The sequence below is a fragment of the Arthrobacter sp. KNU-44 genome (genome assembly GCF_051843155.1).
GTDB lineage: Bacteria > Actinomycetota > Actinomycetes > Actinomycetales > Micrococcaceae > Arthrobacter.
The window spans coordinates 1,248,689-1,266,120 of record NZ_JBPXNG010000002.1 but is presented as its reverse complement, the minus strand read 5'-3'; the positions used below and the strand labels follow the sequence as shown (position 1 = coordinate 1,266,120).

The window sequence follows — 17,432 nt, the reverse complement described above, 5'->3', positions numbered from 1 at the left end:
CCTTCAGTGAGCGATAGGCGTTTCATAATCAAATTATGCATATGAAGCAAATTGGGGCAAGAGTTTTTATTAAACAGGTCGAGGGAATTATTTAGATATTCCAAAATGGGAATCACGGATTACATTCCTCTCGTATGTCTCAATACTCAATCCACAGTCAGTCGCCACTCAATTTTTGACTTTTGACCACTCAATTTCAGATATCCATCACTCAATAGGAGCAAAAACTCTTGACATTAATGCGACTCTTATGATCGATGATGCAGCCGAAGGCTGAGCCGCGATGGCCGACCGAGGCGGCTCTTCATCGCCTCGGTCGACCTCCTGGAGGTTTCGCCGGCGTCAGCTCCAGAACCCGGAGAGCTGCCCGGCAAGGGCTCTGCCTTGCTCGTAACCCGCCCGAGCCGCAGGCGGACGCAGTGACAGATCCATGGCATTGGCGCCGAACATGTGCTCGGAGCTGCCGTCCGGGAAGATCGTTTCGACCCTGCTGCCGCGTGCACGGAGTTCGTCGACCTGCGTTGCCAGATGCGTGCCCCACTTCAGCGGTTGCAATGATCTGCCACCGAAGGGGGAGAGCACCAGAACCCGTCCGTATCCGGCTGCCAGATCGGCGTTCTCGGCGTTGGAGCGGTAACCGCCGTCGAGGTACCGCTTGTCTCCGATCCTGTAAGGCAACCCGCTGGAACAGCTGGCGGCGATGGCGTCCGCCACGTCGACCCCGCTATGGCGGTCGAACGCGACCGGTTCTCCGGTACGGGCATCGACCGCCGTGATGAGCACCGGTCGTTCCGGCCAGTGCTGGTTGGGTAGCCGGGTGGCGACGGTACTGCGCCATTGTGTTGACCAGGAGCCATCCGACGCCGCATCCATCTCGAGCGCTGCCGCGCCCAGTCGCCGGCGCATGTCAGCCACGTCCTGGGCATCAGCGATGATCTTGTTGATCCGCTCCAGGTGGTTCACTACCGGCCTGGCCGGTGCGCGTCCCGGTCCGGACCCGACCGGAGCGGACCGTTGCTGTGGAACAGCGTCAAGGATGTTGGCGAGCAGCTCGGTTGGGGTCGCGCCAGCTATCTGGGCCGCGGCCGTCGATCCGGCTGACGTACCGATGGTCAGATCGGCGTCGGTCACATCGAGCCCGGCATCAAAGAGGCCGGCGACGACGCCGATCAGCCAGGCATTGCCTGTCGATCCGCCGCCGCCGAGGACCAACGCCCGTTCGCGGGAGTGCAGAGGTAAAGAAGGGTTTGTGTTCATGGGAGTCGCCTTTCGCGAATTGCCTGTTTGGCGCTCCCGGTGGCGACTAGGTCAGTCGCGCGATCGTGGACTGCAGGGGAGCACCCATTGCGGATACTGCGTTCATGGGACTCACCTCCTGCTGATAGATCACGATCGCCGCCACGGTAGCACGCCCGCTTGCGGTGCGCAATCGTCGGCCTGTCAGTTTCCGATGCATCCGTAGCAGCCGCTTTCCCGAGATCTCACTGTTCGACGTAACCTTTTGGCCCGTCGCGGACAATACAGTGCATGGGGAACGTTGAATCTGACGAGCGGGCGCTCTGGGCGGAAAGCGTACAGGGCAACGCAGACGCTTTTGGGAAATTGTTCGACCGATACCGTGAGAGAGTCTTCCGTCACGCCTATCGGCTGACCGCCAACCGTCATGATGCTGAAGACGTTCTTGCCGCAGCGTTCCTGGAATTGTGGCGGAAGAGGCACCGGGTGCGCATCGTCGATGGTTCAGTTCTTCCATGGCTGCTCGTGACCACGACCAACGCGGCCAGGAACACGGCGAGAGCCACCGCTCGGTACCGAAAGCTCTTGGCGTCAATCGAGCGAACACCGGAGCCCGCTGAGTCCAGTGAGTCGGCGTACTTGCAGAAGGACATCTCCGGGGATGCAGCCAAAGCCTTGGGAACGCTCGGCAAAGTCGATTTGCAACTGGTCAGTCTGGTGATTTTCGAGGGGTATTCGGTTGTTGCCGCTGCAGGGATCCTGAAAATGACTCCTGGGACCGCCAAAGTTCGGATGCACCGGGCGCGTCAGCGGATGAAAAGTGCGATCACCGGGCCAGTTGATGCGAAATCCATTCCAGCCTTCGAAGGAGGCAAACGATGAACGGACTCCCTCTGGACGAAGCGTTCAGCAAAGCATTGCGTGCAGAACTGGTTTCCCGGGTGCAGACTGCGTCCCCCGTCCGCTCTCGGAAACGAACCCGGCGCCTGTGGATCGGGGGAGTCGCGTTGGCTGGCGCAGGAGTCCTGGGCGGCGTCGGTGCTGCGGCCGCCGGATTCCTCACAATTCCCGGCGGAGACCGCATCACCACGCTCGCCCCTGCCGTGACCGAAACGCACACCGGAACGGCATCCGTGACACTTGGCGTTCCACCGGTCGGAGCCAATGCAGTTGGGCTGGAACTAACATGCCTGACGCCGGGAAGATTTGAATACGAAGACGGAGCAAGCAGCACTTGCGCGGCCCCCGACGTCGGAACAAGCGCCAGCTGGTCCGGCTACACGATCAAGCTCCTCCCAGGCCAACGCAGCGTGACGATCAAGACAGATCCGGCAAACAGTTGGCGCCTCACAGCCAAATACATTAAGCGGGAAGCAACAGGGTGGGGCGTGAACCTTGGCGGGAACACGTTCGGTGCGGAGAACCAGAACGGCAGTCCTGACCTTGTTGCCGTGATGGCAAGCAATGGTCAGTCCGGGTACGCCTACAAAACGGACCTCGACGAAGCCGACGGGACGGCGGCCATGAAGACCTTCAAGAGCCCGGAGGATGCACTCGCCTGGCAAGAGGCCCGACGGGGAAAGTCATTTCCCGTACCTGTTTACGAGTCCGACGGCAAGACCATCATCGGGGAATTCGTGATTAAGTGAAGGCAGCCATCGGGTCCAATGGCGGCGTCGGCATCACGCCGATTCCCTAACCCTCCACAGGGAACGCCACGCCTTCGCCCACCACGCGGAGGCACAGTTCAGTGCCTGGCCTGGTGATGGAAGCGTTCCAGTGGCGGATGGTAATGACTTCGCCGCCTCCCGGGTAGGTCCGGGCTGTACTTTCGGCGGGAACGCGCGGAGCGAGCTTGATCCGAACTGTCGTCTCGGGGCCGAAGTAGTCGGTATCGACAACCACTCCGCGGATGGGGCCGTCGGGGGCAATCCGGATCTGTTCCGGGCGGAGCATCAATTGGACGAGGCCTTGTGCCGGGGGACGGCGCACGGGTATACCGCCCAGGGAACACGTGGCCAGGGAGCCTTCCATCCAAGCGTCCAGGATGACGGCGTCACCGAGGAACTCGGCCGTTGCCCGGTCTGCAGGACGCGTGTACACAACGAAGGGATTGCCGATCTGCGCCAGCTTTCCGCCGCGCATGATCGCCACTTGATCCGCGAAGGACAGGGCCTCGGCTTGATCGTGGGTCACCAAAATGGTGGTCACTCCGGCTTCGTTCAGGACCTTCGCCACGGCCCGCCGGGTGGCCACGCGGAGGCCGGCGTCGAGCGCGGAGAACGGCTCGTCGAGCAGCATGAGTTGGGGTTCGCGGGCCAGGGCGCGGGCGAGTGCCACCCGTTGCTGCTGGCCTCCCGAAAGCTGGTGGGGCCGCCTCTTTGCCATGTCCGCATCGAGGGAAACCATGTCGAGCAGCTCCTGGACGCGCGTCTTCACGGCGCGGCGGCCGCCGTCGAGCGCTGACTTGTCCAGCCCGAATGCGATGTTCTGCCCCACCGTGAGGTGCGGGAAAAGCGCGCCGTCCTGGGCAACATAGCCGACGTGCCGCTTGTGGGCAGGTACCCAGATCCCGTTTCCGGCTACCTTGTTTCCGCTGAGGCTGATGGAGCCGGTGTCCGGGTGCTCAAAGCCGGCGATGAGGCGCAACAGTGTGGTCTTGCCGGAACCGGAAGGACCGACGATGGCGGTTGTTCCGCCCTTGGCCACGGAGAGGTTCACGCCCTTCAGCACGGCCTGCGAGCCGAAGTTCTTGGTGACCTCGGCGATGTCCAGATGCGTGTTGGTGGTGGGAGCCACCGAAGCCGCTACGCGGGGTGACGGAAGCCTTGAGGGGGATTGTTCGGTCACTGTCCGGCTACTTTCTTGGACTGTTGGAAAAGCAAGTACGTCATGGGGGCAGACAACAGGATCATGAGCAGGGCGTAGGGTGCCGCGCCCGAATAGTCGATCTCGCTGCTCTTGCTCCAGAATTCGGTGGCCAGGGTGTGCGTGCCGTTCGGGGACAGCAGCAGTGTTGCCGTCAGCTCGTTGACGATGGCGAGGAACACAAGCGCGGCCCCGCCGGCGGCGGCCGGAGCTGTGAGGCGCAGCGTCACCTTCAGGAAGGACACCAGCGGGGCCTTGCCGAGCGATTGCGCGGCCTCGTCGAGTTCCTTGGGAGCCTGGGCCAGTCCGGAGCGGATGTTGACTAGGGCCCGCGGCAGGAACAGCAGCACGTAGGCAGCAATCAGGACCCCGGACGTCTGGTACACGCCTGGAACCATCCGGATGCTCACGGTCACGAAGGCGAGGCCCACCACGATGCCGGGCAGGGAGCTGGTGACGTAATTGGAGAGTTCAAGCATCTTGCTGAACCAGCTCGGGTGCCGCACGGCCAGATAGGCCATGGGGAAGCCGACGACGATTGTCGCCGCGGCGCCTACCGTGCCATAAGCGAGGGTCTGGAGCAGCGCCGGAAGGAATTCGTCGGCTGACCAGACGCGGGCGCCACCGGCCACCACCCAGCGCAGGACAAAAAAGATCGGCAATCCGAAGGCCAAAACGGTGAGGGCAAGCAGGGCGAGCTGGGACGGAATCTGGTAGTGGTGCAGGGGAAGCTTGATCGGCTTGGCCTGGGCACCGGAACCGATGCGGGCGTAGCGTGCGTTACCGCGGCTCCTGACTTCGGCCAAGAGCAGGATGAGGCAGAAGAACACCAGGACGCTTGCCAACATGTTTCCGGCGGTGCCGTTGAACGTGGATTGGAACTGGGTCATGATCGCAGTGGTGAACGTGTCGAAGCGGATCATCGCGAACGCGCCGTATTCAGCCAGCAGGTGCAGCGACACCAGGAGCGCGCCACCAGTCATGGCGATCCGTAGTTGTGGCAGGACAACCCGGAAGAAGATGGCCCATGGTCCCAAACCGAGGGAGGCCGCGGACTGCTCAATCGCGGGGTCGAGACGCCCCAGCGTCGCCGCCGCGGGAATGTAGACGAGGGGGAAATAGGACAGGGTGGCGATAAGCACGCCGGACCAGATGCCCTCAAGCGATGGGACTGCAGTCACCCACGCATAGCTGTTGACGAAGGCCGGGATGGCCAGTGGGGCTGCCAGCGCCACGGCCCACCAGCGATGCCCTCGCAGCTTGGTCCGCTCCACGAGCCACGCGCCACCGACTCCCAACACCAGGCAGATGGGGACCGTGAAGACCACCAGCATGACGGTGTTGAGGAGCAGTTCGCCAACGCGGGGCCGGAAGATGAGCGCGACGGCGGTGTCCCACCCGGTCGCGGCCGTCATGTAAGCGACGTATCCGAGCGGGATGAGCGAAAACAGTGCGATCAGCACGGCCAGGAGGGATATTGCAGAAACGCCGAAAGGCGGGCGGGGGCGCTTGCCCCTGCCCGCCGTCGTCGTGCTCGCCGAAGCCTCGGGAACTTCCGGGGAGATGCGGGCCGATAGATCAGTGGTCACAGAATTACAGCAGTCCTGCCTTGGTCATCAGGTCGGTGACCTTTGCGGAGTTCAATTTGGCCGGATCCACGGTGGGAGCTTGAAGATCCTTGATGGGAACGAGTTTAGCGTTCGAGTCCACGTTGGAGGCGATGGCGTATTCGTAGGAGGTCCCGTTCTTGAGGACTTCCTGGCCCTGCTTGCCGGTGATGAACTTGATGAAGGCCTGGGCAGCCGCGGAGTTCTTGGAGGATTTCAGCACGCCGCCGCCGGAGACGGACAGGAAGGCGCCGGGATCCTGGTTCTTGAAGAAGTACGGGGTGACCTTGTTGGAGTTCTCGCCGGTCTTGGCCTGGTCGCCGTAGTAGTAATAGTGGTAGATCAACGCGGCGTCGACTTCTCCGGCGTTGACCGCCTTCATGGCGGTGCTGTTGCCCTTGTATGCCTTGAAGTTGTCTTTCATGCCCTTGAGCCACTCAGTGGTGGCGGCCTCGCCCTTCTGCTCGAGGAGCGCGGCAACAATGGCCTGGAAGTCAGCACCCGACGGCGAAGCGGCCCACCGGCCCTTCCACTCCGGCTTGGCCAGGTCGAGCATGGACTTGGGCAGCTTGTCGTCGCTGATCTTGGTCTTGTCGTAGACCAGGACGGTGGAGCGGGCGGCGATGCCGGTCCACTTGTTGGTGGACGGACGGTACGCGGCCGGGACCTGGTCCACGGTGGCCTTGTCGATGTCCGCGAAGAGGCCAGCGTTCTCAACCTGGGCCATGGCCGGGGAGTTCTCCGTCAGGAAGACGTCGGCCGGGGATGCCGCACCTTCCTGGATGATCTGGTTTGAGAGCTCGGTGTCGGACCCCTGCCGGATGGTGACCTTGACGCCGGTCTCCTTGGTGAACGCATCCACCCATTCCTTGGTCAGGGTGTCGTGCTGGGCGTTGTAGACGGTGATTTCCCCGGCCACTTTAGTGGAAGTAGCAGCGTCGGCGGAGGCGGAGCCGGTGGCTGCCGAGGAGGCGGTGCCGTTGCCGCAAGCGGTCAGGCTGAGGGCTGCAGTGGCGGCGAGTGCGATGCCGGCCAGCGCATTTGCGCGAATCTTCATGAGGGCTTCTTTCTGCGAGCAAATCCAAGGGAGCCCGGGGGAAGGAAATGCGGGCTCACAGCTTGAAACTTTAGGTTAGCCATACCTAAATTTCCATCCAGAACACCCCATCGTGACCGGAATCACATGCATTACGAAAGATTTACATGACCTAATACGCGAATGGCGGCGTGTCGTCGTTTGAGCGAGTGCCTTGCGGCAGTCGATAAGCTGGCTCCATGCCCGGTCTCGCCGAATTCCTGCCGACCTTCGTCGGCGTCGGCGTTCTGATGGCGGCCACGTTGGCGCTGCTCTTGGTGTTCCGGATCCCGCACCCTTTCGCGCCTGCACTAGCCATCCTCCGCGGAGCGGTGCAGCTCGCGGCGATCAGTTTTGTCCTGGGCGGTGTGATCACTAGCCCGCTGTGGGTGGCCGTCGCACTTCTTGTGATGTTCGCAGTAGCCGCGATGAGTGCCACGCGACGCATTGGCTGGAGCCTGCCCCATTTGGGCCTGGTCAGCGGCTCCATGGCTGCTGGCATCGGAATAACGCTCGCCGTCATTTTCGCGACGGGAGCCATCGCGTTCACCCCCCGGTACGCGCTCGCGATCGGCGGGATCGTCATTGGCAACGGCATGACCATCGCAGTCCTGGCCGGCCGGCGCTTCAAGGAATCCGTTTACGAGCACTGGGAGGAAGTGGAGGGGTGGCTGGCACTTGGCGCCACTCCGAGGCAGGCAACCCTGGACCTTGCCAGGCGGACCGTCTATTCGGCCCTGATCCCGTCAACCGATCAAACCAAGACCACGGGACTAGTCACCTTGCCCGGCGCGTTCGTCGGGGCCATCTTTGGTGGGGTTTCTCCCTTTGAGGCAGGCCGCTTCCAGATAGTGGTGCTCGCGGCAATCATGGCGGCAGGTTCCATCACCGCCGTCATGATCATCGGAATCCTTGCGCCGGTACGTGTGCGTCCAGCGACGCTACGCTGACACTGCCTAACGGGAGCCTGCCGCCGGCCGACAGTAGGAATTGAACCGCACTCCTACAAGCGCCTCCCTACCTAAAGCAGAAACGGCCCATGATCGTTGTCACCCGCCTGAACGGCACCCGCTTTGCCGTGAATCCGGACATCATTGAACGGATCCACGAAAGCCCGGACACCCATCTGGTGACCCTCGACGGCGCTACGTACGTGGTGCAGGAAAGCCTCGCGGACGTCGTGGAACTGATCGCGAACTACCGGGCCTATATTCTTCGGCGGGCACAGGATCTCCCCACCGTGACGGGCTATCCCTTGAGCCTCGTGCGCACGCCGGACCCGGATGGAAGGTAAGCCATGGATCCCTCGACAATAATCGGGCTGTTCCTGGCCTTCGGCTCGGTGGTCGCCATGGTGACCCTCGAAGACGCCAACCTCATGGCCCTCCTGCTTCCCGCGCCCATGGTCCTGGTTTTCGGTGCAACCCTGGCCGTAGGCCTGGCCGGAAACACGTTCCGGGACACCGTGCGGGCGTTCAAGGACCTCCCCAAAGCGTTCAAGGGAAAGACGGACAAGCCGCAGGACAGCATCGACCAGCTGATCGGCTTTGCCGAGAAGGCGCGGAGCGAAGGTCTTCTCTCGCTTGAAGAGGCGGCTGTGGACGAGAAAGATCCCTTTCTGGCCCGCGCCCTCCAGAATATCGCCGACGGCACGGATGCCGAAGAGCTGCGCATCCTCATGGAAGACGAGATCGACTCCAAGATGCGCAGCGACCACGTCTCTGCCAAATTCTTCGCCAGCCTGGGCGGCTACGCACCGACCATCGGCATTATCGGCACTGTGGTGTCCCTGACCCACGTCCTTGAAAACCTCTCCTCACCCGATCATCTGGGACCAATGATCGCCTCCGCTTTCGTGGCTACCCTCTGGGGTTTGTTGTCTGCGAACTTCATTTGGCTGCCGTTCGCCTCGCGGCTCAAGCGACTCTCCGAGCTCGAAATCGAGCGGATGACCCTCCTGATGGAGGGGATCCTGGCGGTGCAAAACGGGACCCAGCCCCTCCTCCTCGCCGAACGGCTCCGTGCCATGGTTCCCGCAGACAGGCTCGGCAAGGCGAAAACCGCAAAGAAGAGCGACGACGGCGAAGCCCGCCCCGGCAAATTCGCTTCGTCCAAGGCCGCATGAGGTCCCGGCGCCGCCGCGGTTCTCCTCCGGCGGAAGAACACGTCGACGAACGCTGGATGGCTTCCTACATGGACATGGTCACGGTGCTCATGTGTATGTTCATCGTGCTCTTCGCAATGTCCACAGTGGACCAGGCCAAATTCGACAAGCTCCGCAATTCGCTGGCCACGGGTTTCGGCACGGTGGCCAGCCAGAAAGTGGACACCGCCACCGGGACAGTCGTTCCGCCGGAATACACAAGCGCCGACGCCCAGGGATTCTCCAACCTGGACCTGGCGCTCAAGGAAGCGGACCGGCTCACCGCCTTGCGCGACGAGATGAAGTCCAAGCTCGACGCCGCGGGGCTGGGCGCCAATGTGCAGTTCCAGATCAGCGAACGCGGGCTCACGGTGAAACTCGTAGGATCGCAGACCTTCTTCGAACCCGACCGGCCGGAACTCACGCCCCGCGCCAGCCAGGTCCTTGGCATGATCGCACCTCCCATGGCCAAGGCGGCCCTTGAAGTCATGGTGGAAGGCCACGCCGCCAACGGTGTGACCTCGTACCCCTCCACATGGGAGCTTTCTTCTGCGCGCTCCGTCAACGTCCTGAGGTACCTCGTCGACCATGGGGGCATTTCGGCCGGGCACATCGGCGCCGTCGCATTCGGATCTGCCAGGCAGGTCAACGACGATTCGACCGAGGCGCTGATGGAACTCAACCGCAGGGTCGACGTCGTCGTCCTCTCGGATAAACCCGAAGTGGTGCGTGCGCTGATCCCCGAGGCACTCAAGGCGAGGGCGGGCGGCCAATAGGGCGGCGGGCTTGTCGCGGCAGGTGACGGGGCGGCGTCGGGATCCGTGGAAATGACCTGCGGGCCGAGGTACGCTCGTGGCATGACCCCGGAAGACATCGCCAGGCTCACGTACTTGCGCAAGGCCCGCGACTTGATCGACCGCGAGTACGCCAAGCCTCTTGACGTGCCGACCATGGCCAGCCATGCGTTCATGTCACCGGCGCACTTCTCCCGGCAGTTCCGGGCCGCTTACGGAGAGACCCCTTACAACTACCTCATGACCCGCCGGATCGAGCGCGCGATGGCACTCCTGCGCGGCGGAATGAGCGTGACCGACGCATGCATGGAGGTCGGTTGTACGTCGCTTGGCTCATTCAGCTCGCGTTTTACTGAACTCGTGGGGGTGCCGCCGAGCACTTACCGCGCCCGCGAACACCTGGCCGTGGCTGCCATGCCTGCGTGCGTGGCGAAGATCCGCACGCGGCCCAGCCAGAACGAAGCGAGCAAGCGCAGGGAAGCGCTTGCGGTCACCGGCGACTGACTAGCTGAAGCCGTAGCCGGCCAACGTACGCCAGAGGTCCCGCCCCGATGGGGCGGGACCTCTGGCGTGTCCGGGACGTCTATTAGCGGGGACCACTGGAAATACGGTCGCATTTGATTTGCGGAAGATACATGCCTTAATAACCGCATTTGAGGATTATTCTGAAGCCATGCCAAATATTCGAGTATCTGAAGCAGCCCGGTTCCTGGGCGTCAGTGACGACACCGTCCGGCGCTGGACCGAGAACGGCATGCTGACCCCCGTCAAGGATGATTCCGGGCGGCTGGCCGTGGATGGGCTGGAACTTGCCCACGTCGCGCGGGACCAGGCCCAACTGCCCGAGGATCCTACCCGGGTGGGCCGTTCGGCACGCAACCGCTTCGTCGGCCTGGTCACCGGCATCACGGCCGACAAGGTCATGGCACAAGTGGAACTGCAATGCGGTCCGTTCCGTGTCGTCTCCCTCATGAGCAGCGAGGCGGTCCGGGAGCTCGGGCTCGAACTCGGCTCGGTCGCCACTGCCGTGGTCAAGGCGACCACCGTCATCATCGAAACACCCCAAGGAAAGAGCATCATATGAGGATCACCCGCAAGCCTTTCGCCGCGCTGCTCGTTGCCGGCGCCCTCGCGGCCAGCCTTGCAGGCTGCGGTTCTGGCAGTACCGCCAGCACCGCGGGCAGCGGATCCGCCAGCGCCAACGAAACGCCAAAGCTCTCAGGCACGGTGACGGTTTACGCGGCAGCCTCGCTGAAGGCAACGTTCACCAAGCTGGCCAGCGAATTCGAGGCTTCGAACCCGGGCACCAAAGTCGCCCTGAGCTTCGCCGGGTCTTCAGACCTCGTCACACAGATCACCCAGGGCGCTCCGGCGGACGTCTTCGCCTCGGCTGACACGAAGAACATGGCCAAGCTCTCCGACGCCAAGCTGCTCGACGGAACGGCAAAGGACTTCGCCACCAACGTCCTGACCATCGCTGTCCCGCCGTCCAACCCGGCGTCGATCAGTTCCCTCGCGGACCTGGCCAAGCCAGGGGTCAAAGTGGTGGTCTGCGCCAGCCAAGTACCTTGCGGCTCCGCCGCCCAAACCATCGAAAAAGCCACCGGCACAACCCTGAAGCCCGTCAGCGAAGAGTCTTCCGTCACTGACGTCCTGGGCAAGGTCGCCTCGGGGGAGGCCGACGCCGGACTCGTCTACGTCACCGACGTCAAGGGCGCCGGGGACAAGGTCAAGGGAATCACTTTCCCCGAGTCGGACAAGGCCGTCAACACATACCCGATCGGTACAGTCGGCACCAGCAAGAACAAGGATCTGGCCGCGGCTTTCATCGCGCTGGTAACGGGAAGCGAAGGCAAGAAGGTTCTCGGCGACGCCGGCTTCGGAACGCCGTAGCCCCTGGAAAGAAACGAGCAGGATTCAAGAAGCGCTCGTCAACGCCCAGGACTAACGTCGTTGCCATGACTATTTCACTGCAGTACTCACACATCACTGTCAACGATCCGGACGAAGCACTCACCTTCTATCGGGACGCCCTCGGCCTAAAGGTGCTCAACGACGTCGCGCAGGGCGGATTCCGTTGGGTGACGCTCGGCAGCGCGGACCAGCCGGGTGTTGAAATCGTGCTTTCCGAACCGCACGCGGGCCGGTCCAAGGCCGACGGCGACTCCCTCCAGGAACTGCTCACCAAGGGCGTCCTGGGGCCGATCGTCTTCCGCTCCGACGACGTCGACACCCTCTTCGAGAAGGTCAGGGCTTCCGGAGCGGAGGTCATGCAGGAGCCGATCGACCAGCCGTGGGGTCCCCGCGACTGCGCGTTCCGCGATCCCTCAGGCAACATGGTGAGGATTTCGCAGGCTCCGGCCGCCTAGCTTGACCTGCATCCACGGGCATGTTGGGTCTATTCTTAGCGGTGAAGAGCAGCTGTTCCGGTTCCGCGTGCAACCGGATTCTGCCGCGAAGGAAGATTCGGGGATCTGAGGCTCACCATGGATGCTGCACACGCCGCACTGGAGTTCTCCGCGCCCCGCCAAGGCATGTTCCATGGTTGACTCCGGCGTTGGAGGGGGAACTGTTGATGACGCTGACCTGTGTAAACCGTTTCTGACTCAGCTACCCGTGAGCGGGGTGGCCGTGTCCATGTTCGGCGGGGCCGCGTCGGAGACCCTCGTGTGCGCGAGCGATCCGCTGGCGGTCAGGCTTGATGAGCTGCAGTTTGATTTGGGCGAAGGTCCAAGATGGGAAGCCTTGCACACCAAGCTTCCGGTTCTGGTTCCCGATGTGCGACATTCCCACCCGTACTCGTGGCCGGTATTCAGCAAAGCAGTCCTGGAGACAGAAGCTGCGGCGCTGTTTGTGTTCCCGTTGACCCTGGGCGCTTTGGATCTCGGGGTTGTGGAACTCCACCACACGAAACCCGGGAGCCTGAGCTACCCCGATTACGCGACAGCGTCGGTCCTCGCCGGCCAGACGGCGTGGCAATTGTTGCGACGGGTTCTGATGGTGAACTCGTCCGACACGGACCCCGCCGTGGAAACAGCGCTGATGTCCCGAAGGGAAATCCACCAGGCCACGGGAATGGTCCTGGCACAGTCAGGAAGTTCCGCTGCGGACGCACTTTTATTGATGCGTGCCCACGCGTTCGCGCATACGCTGACGTTGCGCGAAACAGCCGAGGCAGTGCTGCAGGGACGCTTGAGTTTTGCTCCAGAAAATGACGCCCACGGCAGTGGTGGTCTGCAGTAATATGGCGACATGGTGACGATAAGCCGTGCCGAGCGCGTCAGCGCGGCCTTCGTAAAGATCACGAACACGTTGGTTGCTGACTACGACGTGCTGGACTTGCTCCATGCGCTTGTCGAAGCCTCCGTGGATCTGCTCGATGCCGCCGCGGCCGGGTTGCTGCTTGCTGATCCTCACGGAGAGCTGCAGGTCCTGGCCTCCACCAGCGAGCAAAGCCAGCTCGTTGAAATACTTCAGCTGCAAGCGGGCTCCGGTCCGTGCGTCGAGTGCTACCGGACAGGAACTCTGGTAGTCGTGGAGGACATACGCTCGTTGAGTGGCCAATGGCCGGAATTCCGGGAGGCCGCCCTGTCACAGGGATTCCGTTCTGTCCACGCGGTACCGATGCGCGTTCAAGGCAGAACCATCGGAGCCATGGGCCTTTTCGGCGAACATTCCGGCGCCCTGACGCCGGAAGACGTTGCCATCGGCCAAGCGCTGGCAGACGTTGCGACCATCGGCATCCTCCAGGAACGCACCATCCGTGAATCGGCAGTGGTCAACGAACAGCTGCAGCGCGCCCTGAACAGCCGGGTCCTCATCGAACAGGCCAAGGGGGTCATTGCCTACACTGCCGGAGTGGACATGGAAGAGGCATTCGCACGCTTACGCTCATTTGCACGCGCCAACAACCAGAATCTGCATGACACGGCCTCGCGCGTCATCAACCGGACCCTGACTCTATAAGAGACGATGGCCGTCCGCCGAGCCGCCGTCCACCAAGCTACCGAATCCGGAGAAATTCCTGGTGGGACGCTAATTCGATGCCCAGAGCCGCGGCCGAAATATCCTCGAGGGCGTCAATCATCGATTCGAAGGCAGCTCCGTTTCCAAGTTCCGACGTCTCATCGACGAATTGCATCGAACGGAAAAACGTAAAGCGCGCCACTTTTATTTTCAGCTCCGCGATGAGCTCATCGATCTCCGCCAACGGATAATCCCGCCAAGTTTCGGTGTCTGCTGCGGCAGATGGACGCCTTGCGCGAGAAGTGCGGGTGCTGGGGTCGCCTGGCATGATTTGTGATGTCCTCCTGAAGCGTGCGCCGACAAAGGGCGCTGCCAGGGTCCAGGGCAACACACCTACCGTATCCGACATCCCATCACGCGGATAGGCTCCGATAATTAGTCCCTTACGCCCGCACTTTCCTTGCCGATAGTGGCAACCGTGAGTGAACAGGAAGATCAATCGGCGGTACGGCAGCGCACCGTGGACGTCTATGACTTCCGCAGGCCCACCACCTTGCCGCGCCAACACAGCCGCGTCCTGGAAGTCGCCTTCGAGACGTTCGCCCGCCAATGGGGAACACAGCTCACGGCCAAGGTCCGCGTGAAGTCCACCGCGACCCTGGAACAGCTCATCATGCAGAGCTACGACGAATACGCCGCGTCCCTGCCTTCGGTCACCTCGATGGTGCTGTGCCGCATCGAGGGCAGCGAGTCGCGGCTCGTCATGCAGTTTCCTGCTACGGCGGCATTGTCCTGGGTCACCCGCATGTTGGGTGGGGCCAGCGAATCGGCGGTCCCGGATCGGAAGTTCACCCAGATCGAGCAGGCGCTCATCAGCCGCATGGTAGAAGACGGACTGGAGGACCTGAGCTATTCGCTTGGCGCGCTGCTGACCACCCCGGTGCGCATGGACGTCATCCAATACAACTCCCAGTTCGCCCAAGCCGCGGCTCCGGCGGAGCTCATGATCGTGGCCTCATTCACCGTGAAGGTGGGCGAAAGCCTTGCCGCAGCCAGCCTCGCGATTCCCGCCGACGTCCTGCTTTCCGGGCTAGGCGACGTCAATCCCACTGTCCACAGCGGCGACGCCGAGGCGCTGGTCCGCGCCCAGGTCACCCAGGTGCCGGTAGACGTAGCCATCCAGTTGAGCCCCACTCCGGTGACGCCTGCGCAGATCCTGGGGCTCGCCGTCGGGGACGTCATTGCGCTGCCGCACCTGGAGAACCGGCCGTTCGACGTCGCCATCAACGGCACCCGCCTAGCCACCGCAGCACCGGCCCGCAACGGCTCCCGTGCAGCCGCCGTCATCGTCACAATCGAGGAGAACCAGCGATGAGCATCACCCTGACCCTGCACGAGTCCGCGGCCGAGCGTTTGGCGATGCAGCTGCCCACTCCTGCCACGCTGCAGGTCTCCGGCATTGTCCCGCCGCAGGCCGCTGCGCCATATGCCCCCCTCGCGGTCACCGCCACTTTCGTGGGCGCCGTGACCGCGGACTTCGCACTCATCCTCACGGACCGTTCCTTCCTGGCCGCTGCCGGCGGCGGGTTGAACGGCGTCGTGTCCGGCGGAGTCGTGTCCGTCGTTGACGTACTGCGTCCGGCGATGGAACACGCATCCGAGGCGTTCGACGCCGGCGTGCTGGGGGAGTTGCGCGAGGAAGACTCTGCAGGGCTGCTGTCCGACTCCGAAACGGCTGTTTTTGAACTGCGCCAGTCTCCCTCGTCCGGCGGCGAGCAGGCGTTCGGCTGGTTCGCCGTCCGGGTCCGCGAACACGGGACCGTGCAGGACACTGCCGCCGCACGGAACGCCCAGTCCGGTGCGGTTTCGGCCCGCCTCGGACTGATCAGCAACGTCGAAATGGCCCTCACGGTGGAAATCGGCCGCACGCGCATGTCCGTGCGTGACGCCCTTGCCTTGGAGCCGGGCAAAGTGATCGAGCTGGACCGCTCGGCCGGCGCGCCCGCGGATGTCCTCCTTAACGGGCGCCTGATCGCCCATGGTGAAGTCGTCGTCGTGGACCAGGACTACGCAGTACGCATCACCCGCATCCTGGACGTCGCCGAGGGAATCTACTAGATGGATTCGCTCATCCTCGGGCTGCGCGTGCTCGTGGCCCTGGGTGCGGTGCTGGGGCTCATTTGGGTCCTGCAGCGCCGCCTTCTCAAAGGAAAGGCCAAGGGCCGACGCCGGGCCAACACCACCCTGACGGTGGTCAGCCGGCAGACTGTCGGCCAAAAGGCCTCGGTGGTGGTGGTCGACGCCGGCGACAAGCGCTTCCTTTTGGGTGTCACCGAGCACGCCATCAGCGTCCTGCACAGCGGCGACGTCCCCGTGGAGGTACCGGAGAGCTCTCCGGTACCCGAGAGTTTCGCCGACATCTTCCGCGACGCCGGTGGCGCGTCACTTGAGGATAACGGGCCCCAAACCGCTTCACTCCAAGGCAGTAGACTCACACGCCGCAGCGAGATCCACCGCCGCAGCGAACTGGACAAACCACAGCCAATGCACGGTTCCATCCTTGCCGGTTCCACCTGGCGGCAGGCCGCCGAGGCCATCAGGGGACGCCGGAATTGATTCTGACCCTTGGGCCTGCCGATGCCCGCCGCACCGGCAGGACATTGCTTGCAGTGCTTTGCGTACTGTTGCTGACGGCACTGTTCCTGTGGCTGGGCATGTCCACCGGACATGCGGCGCCGGTCAGTCCGACGCCACCCACTCCGCCCGTAGTTCCCACCGCACCGGCCCAACCGTCCAACGGCAACGTCAGCATCAACATCAATGGGCTGGACGGAAAGCCGTCCACCGCGGTAGTGACCCTGGTCGGGATCACGCTGCTCTCTGTCGCTCCTGCCCTGCTGCTCATGATGACCTCGTTCACCAAGATCTTCGTGGTGCTGGCCATGACCCGCAACGCCTTGTCCCTCCCGTCCATCCCGCCCAACCAGGTGCTGGCCGGGCTGGCGCTCTTCCTGTCCATCTTCGTGATGTGGCCTGTGATTTCCGAGATCAACAACGTCGGGATCCAGCCCTACCTGAACGGAACGCTGGACTTCAACGGAGCCGTTTCGGCCGGATCCGCGCCACTCCAGCACTTCATGGTGGCCCACACCCGGCAAGAAGACATTGCCCTCATGACCCGCGCGGCCAAACTCGACAACCCTGCCAATCCGCAATCGGTCCCATTGCAGACCCTTATCCCGGCCTTCATGATCTCCGAGCTCCGGGCGGCGTTCATCATCGGTTTCGTCATTTTCATCCCGTTCCTGGTGATCGACCTGGTGGTCTCGGCCGCGCTGATGTCCATGGGCATGATGATGCTTCCGCCCGTGATGATCTCGCTGCCCTTCAAAATCCTGCTGTTCATCCTCGTGGACGGCTGGGGATTGGTGATTACCGCCCTGATCCAGAGCTATTCGAGCGGCTGATGAATACCAACGCAGTCCTGGACATTTGCCTCCAGGCCCTGATCCTCGCGGCCAAGCTGGCCGCGCCCGCCTTGGTAACCGCGCTCGTGGTGGGCCTCGCCATTTCCCTCCTGCAGTCCATCACCCAGCTTCAGGAAGCCACCCTGTCCTTCGTGCCGAAGGCAGTAGCCGTGGCCGTGGCCTTGGTGGTGTGCGGGCACTGGATGATCACCGAGGCCGTCTCCTTCACCAACGAGCTCTTTGCCCGGATACCCGGGCTGATCGGCGGAGCGTGAA

The 17,432-nt window shown here is 63.0% G+C and carries 22 protein-coding genes; 17 read left to right on the top strand and 5 right to left on the bottom strand.

Translation table 11 applies throughout. The features are described 5' to 3' along the window. Positions 1-342: 342 nt before the first annotated feature. The gene (locus ACSVHC_RS06635; RefSeq protein WP_437772532.1) at positions 343-1,257 is read right to left on the bottom strand and encodes a patatin-like phospholipase family protein; all 915 of its coding nucleotides are present in this window, start codon (positions 1,255-1,257) and stop codon (positions 343-345) included. Positions 1,258-1,527: 270 nt separating this feature from the next. Between ACSVHC_RS06635 and ACSVHC_RS06630 the strand changes: the two genes are divergently transcribed. Continuing rightward, on the top strand, positions 1,528-2,118 hold the full coding sequence (locus ACSVHC_RS06630) for an RNA polymerase sigma factor (RefSeq protein ID WP_437772533.1): 591 nt from the start codon (positions 1,528-1,530) through the stop codon (positions 2,116-2,118). Next, entirely contained in the window at positions 2,115-2,885 is a 771-nt protein-coding gene (locus tag ACSVHC_RS06625; protein ID WP_437772534.1) for a peptidase M56 family protein, read from the top strand. The genes ACSVHC_RS06630 and ACSVHC_RS06625 overlap by 4 nt, the downstream gene beginning before the upstream one ends. 46 nt (positions 2,886-2,931) lie before the next feature. On the opposite strand, the gene ACSVHC_RS06620 is transcribed toward ACSVHC_RS06625, so the two are convergent. The 3 genes from ACSVHC_RS06620 to ACSVHC_RS06610 are packed head-to-tail and all read right to left on the bottom strand — an operon-like array spanning position 2,932 to position 6,768. Further along, positions 2,932-4,086 carry an ABC transporter ATP-binding protein gene (locus ACSVHC_RS06620; protein ID WP_437772535.1) on the bottom strand — a complete coding sequence of 385 codons (1,155 nt, stop codon included), beginning with the start codon at positions 4,084-4,086 and terminating at the stop codon, positions 2,932-2,934. Continuing rightward, entirely contained in the window at positions 4,083-5,693 is a 1,611-nt protein-coding gene (locus ACSVHC_RS06615) for an ABC transporter permease (protein WP_437772536.1), read from the bottom strand. Before ACSVHC_RS06615 ends, ACSVHC_RS06620 begins: the two co-directional genes overlap by 4 nt. 4 nt (positions 5,694-5,697) lie before the next feature. Further along, entirely contained in the window at positions 5,698-6,768 is a 1,071-nt protein-coding gene (locus ACSVHC_RS06610) for an iron ABC transporter substrate-binding protein (RefSeq protein ID WP_437772537.1), read from the bottom strand. A gap of 218 nt (positions 6,769-6,986) precedes the next feature. On the opposite strand from ACSVHC_RS06610, the gene ACSVHC_RS06605 reads away from it, so the two are divergent. The 10 genes from ACSVHC_RS06605 (at position 6,987) to ACSVHC_RS06560 (ending at position 13,689) form a co-directional block, all read left to right on the top strand. Next, a complete protein-coding gene (locus tag ACSVHC_RS06605; RefSeq protein ID WP_437772538.1) occupies positions 6,987-7,736 on the top strand; it encodes an ABC transporter permease in 750 nt (249 codons plus the stop codon). An 89-nt stretch (positions 7,737-7,825) separates the two neighbouring features. Then, a complete protein-coding gene (locus tag ACSVHC_RS06600) occupies positions 7,826-8,080 on the top strand; it encodes a flagellar FlbD family protein (protein WP_437772539.1) in 255 nt (84 codons plus the stop codon). Between the two features lie 3 nt (positions 8,081-8,083). Beyond that, positions 8,084-8,911: a motility protein A gene (locus ACSVHC_RS06595; protein ID WP_437772540.1), complete on the top strand. Its 828-nt coding sequence runs from the start codon at positions 8,084-8,086 to the stop codon at positions 8,909-8,911. Next, positions 8,908-9,705: an OmpA/MotB family protein gene (locus tag ACSVHC_RS06590; protein WP_345452476.1), complete on the top strand. Its 798-nt coding sequence runs from the start codon at positions 8,908-8,910 to the stop codon at positions 9,703-9,705. The genes ACSVHC_RS06595 and ACSVHC_RS06590 overlap by 4 nt, the downstream gene beginning before the upstream one ends. An 81-nt stretch (positions 9,706-9,786) precedes the next feature. After that, entirely contained in the window at positions 9,787-10,227 is a 441-nt protein-coding gene (locus ACSVHC_RS06585) for a helix-turn-helix transcriptional regulator (RefSeq protein ID WP_437772541.1), read from the top strand. A 169-nt stretch (positions 10,228-10,396) separates the two neighbouring features. Then, entirely contained in the window at positions 10,397-10,807 is a 411-nt protein-coding gene (locus tag ACSVHC_RS06580; RefSeq protein ID WP_437772542.1) for a TOBE domain-containing protein, read from the top strand. Further along, positions 10,804-11,616: a molybdate ABC transporter substrate-binding protein gene (modA, locus tag ACSVHC_RS06575; protein WP_437772543.1), complete on the top strand. Its 813-nt coding sequence runs from the start codon at positions 10,804-10,806 to the stop codon at positions 11,614-11,616. Before ACSVHC_RS06580 ends, modA begins: the two co-directional genes overlap by 4 nt. Before the next feature lie 65 nt (positions 11,617-11,681). After that, on the top strand, positions 11,682-12,092 hold the full coding sequence (locus ACSVHC_RS06570; RefSeq protein ID WP_437772544.1) for a VOC family protein: 411 nt from the start codon (positions 11,682-11,684) through the stop codon (positions 12,090-12,092). 247 nt (positions 12,093-12,339) lie between these two features. Then, on the top strand, positions 12,340-12,966 hold the full coding sequence (locus ACSVHC_RS06565) for a GAF and ANTAR domain-containing protein (protein WP_437772545.1): 627 nt from the start codon (positions 12,340-12,342) through the stop codon (positions 12,964-12,966). A 9-nt stretch (positions 12,967-12,975) separates the two neighbouring features. Then, positions 12,976-13,689: a GAF and ANTAR domain-containing protein gene (locus ACSVHC_RS06560; protein WP_437772546.1), complete on the top strand. Its 714-nt coding sequence runs from the start codon at positions 12,976-12,978 to the stop codon at positions 13,687-13,689. A gap of 37 nt (positions 13,690-13,726) precedes the next feature. On the opposite strand, the gene ACSVHC_RS06555 is transcribed toward ACSVHC_RS06560, so the two are convergent. Then, entirely contained in the window at positions 13,727-14,077 is a 351-nt protein-coding gene (locus ACSVHC_RS06555) for a hypothetical protein (RefSeq protein WP_439180674.1), read from the bottom strand. A 90-nt stretch (positions 14,078-14,167) separates the two neighbouring features. Here ACSVHC_RS06555 and ACSVHC_RS06550 point away from each other — a divergent pair, with 90 nt between their 5' ends. Genes ACSVHC_RS06550 through fliQ form a run of 5 tightly spaced genes read left to right on the top strand, consistent with a single transcriptional unit; the run spans position 14,168 to position 17,431 of the window. Continuing rightward, entirely contained in the window at positions 14,168-15,064 is an 897-nt protein-coding gene (locus tag ACSVHC_RS06550) for a flagellar motor switch protein FliM (protein WP_437772548.1), read from the top strand. Further along, entirely contained in the window at positions 15,061-15,807 is a 747-nt protein-coding gene (gene fliN / locus ACSVHC_RS06545; RefSeq protein WP_437772549.1) for a flagellar motor switch protein FliN, read from the top strand. Before ACSVHC_RS06550 ends, fliN begins: the two co-directional genes overlap by 4 nt. Continuing rightward, positions 15,808-16,305, top strand: a complete 498-nt coding sequence (gene fliO, locus ACSVHC_RS06540; protein ID WP_437772550.1) for a flagellar biosynthetic protein FliO — start codon at positions 15,808-15,810, stop codon at positions 16,303-16,305. It begins immediately after the preceding gene. Further along, positions 16,305-17,156, top strand: coding sequence for a flagellar type III secretion system pore protein FliP (gene fliP / locus ACSVHC_RS06535; protein ID WP_437773961.1), 852 nt, complete (start codon positions 16,305-16,307; stop codon positions 17,154-17,156). The genes fliO and fliP overlap by 1 nt, the downstream gene beginning before the upstream one ends. Beyond that, positions 17,156-17,431, top strand: a complete 276-nt coding sequence (gene fliQ / locus ACSVHC_RS06530) for a flagellar biosynthesis protein FliQ (protein ID WP_268024885.1) — start codon at positions 17,156-17,158, stop codon at positions 17,429-17,431. The genes fliP and fliQ overlap by 1 nt, the downstream gene beginning before the upstream one ends. The last annotated feature ends 1 nt before the right edge of the window (position 17,432 follow it).

What these genes read in the sequence shown, in the direction of transcription:
- ACSVHC_RS06635 (WP_437772532.1), bottom strand. Translation starts at nt 1,257, where the DNA reads ATGAACACAAACCCTTCTTTACCTCTGCACTCCCGCGAACGGGCGTTG.
- ACSVHC_RS06630 (WP_437772533.1), top strand. Translation starts at nt 1,528, where the DNA reads ATGGGGAACGTTGAATCTGACGAGCGGGCGCTCTGGGCGGAAAGCGTA.
- ACSVHC_RS06625 (WP_437772534.1), top strand. Translation starts at nt 2,115, where the DNA reads ATGAACGGACTCCCTCTGGACGAAGCGTTCAGCAAAGCATTGCGTGCA.
- ACSVHC_RS06610 (WP_437772537.1), bottom strand. Translation starts at nt 6,768, where the DNA reads ATGAAGATTCGCGCAAATGCGCTGGCCGGCATCGCACTCGCCGCCACT.
- ACSVHC_RS06605 (WP_437772538.1), top strand. Translation starts at nt 6,987, where the DNA reads ATGCCCGGTCTCGCCGAATTCCTGCCGACCTTCGTCGGCGTCGGCGTT.
- ACSVHC_RS06600 (WP_437772539.1), top strand. Translation starts at nt 7,826, where the DNA reads ATGATCGTTGTCACCCGCCTGAACGGCACCCGCTTTGCCGTGAATCCG.
- ACSVHC_RS06595 (WP_437772540.1), top strand. Translation starts at nt 8,084, where the DNA reads ATGGATCCCTCGACAATAATCGGGCTGTTCCTGGCCTTCGGCTCGGTG.
- ACSVHC_RS06590 (WP_345452476.1), top strand. Translation starts at nt 8,908, where the DNA reads ATGAGGTCCCGGCGCCGCCGCGGTTCTCCTCCGGCGGAAGAACACGTC.
- ACSVHC_RS06585 (WP_437772541.1), top strand. Translation starts at nt 9,787, where the DNA reads ATGACCCCGGAAGACATCGCCAGGCTCACGTACTTGCGCAAGGCCCGC.
- ACSVHC_RS06580 (WP_437772542.1), top strand. Translation starts at nt 10,397, where the DNA reads ATGCCAAATATTCGAGTATCTGAAGCAGCCCGGTTCCTGGGCGTCAGT.
- modA (WP_437772543.1), top strand. Translation starts at nt 10,804, where the DNA reads ATGAGGATCACCCGCAAGCCTTTCGCCGCGCTGCTCGTTGCCGGCGCC.
- ACSVHC_RS06570 (WP_437772544.1), top strand. Translation starts at nt 11,682, where the DNA reads ATGACTATTTCACTGCAGTACTCACACATCACTGTCAACGATCCGGAC.
- ACSVHC_RS06560 (WP_437772546.1), top strand. Translation starts at nt 12,976, where the DNA reads ATGGTGACGATAAGCCGTGCCGAGCGCGTCAGCGCGGCCTTCGTAAAG.
- fliN (WP_437772549.1), top strand. Translation starts at nt 15,061, where the DNA reads ATGAGCATCACCCTGACCCTGCACGAGTCCGCGGCCGAGCGTTTGGCG.
- fliO (WP_437772550.1), top strand. Translation starts at nt 15,808, where the DNA reads ATGGATTCGCTCATCCTCGGGCTGCGCGTGCTCGTGGCCCTGGGTGCG.
- fliQ (WP_268024885.1), top strand. Translation starts at nt 17,156, where the DNA reads ATGAATACCAACGCAGTCCTGGACATTTGCCTCCAGGCCCTGATCCTC.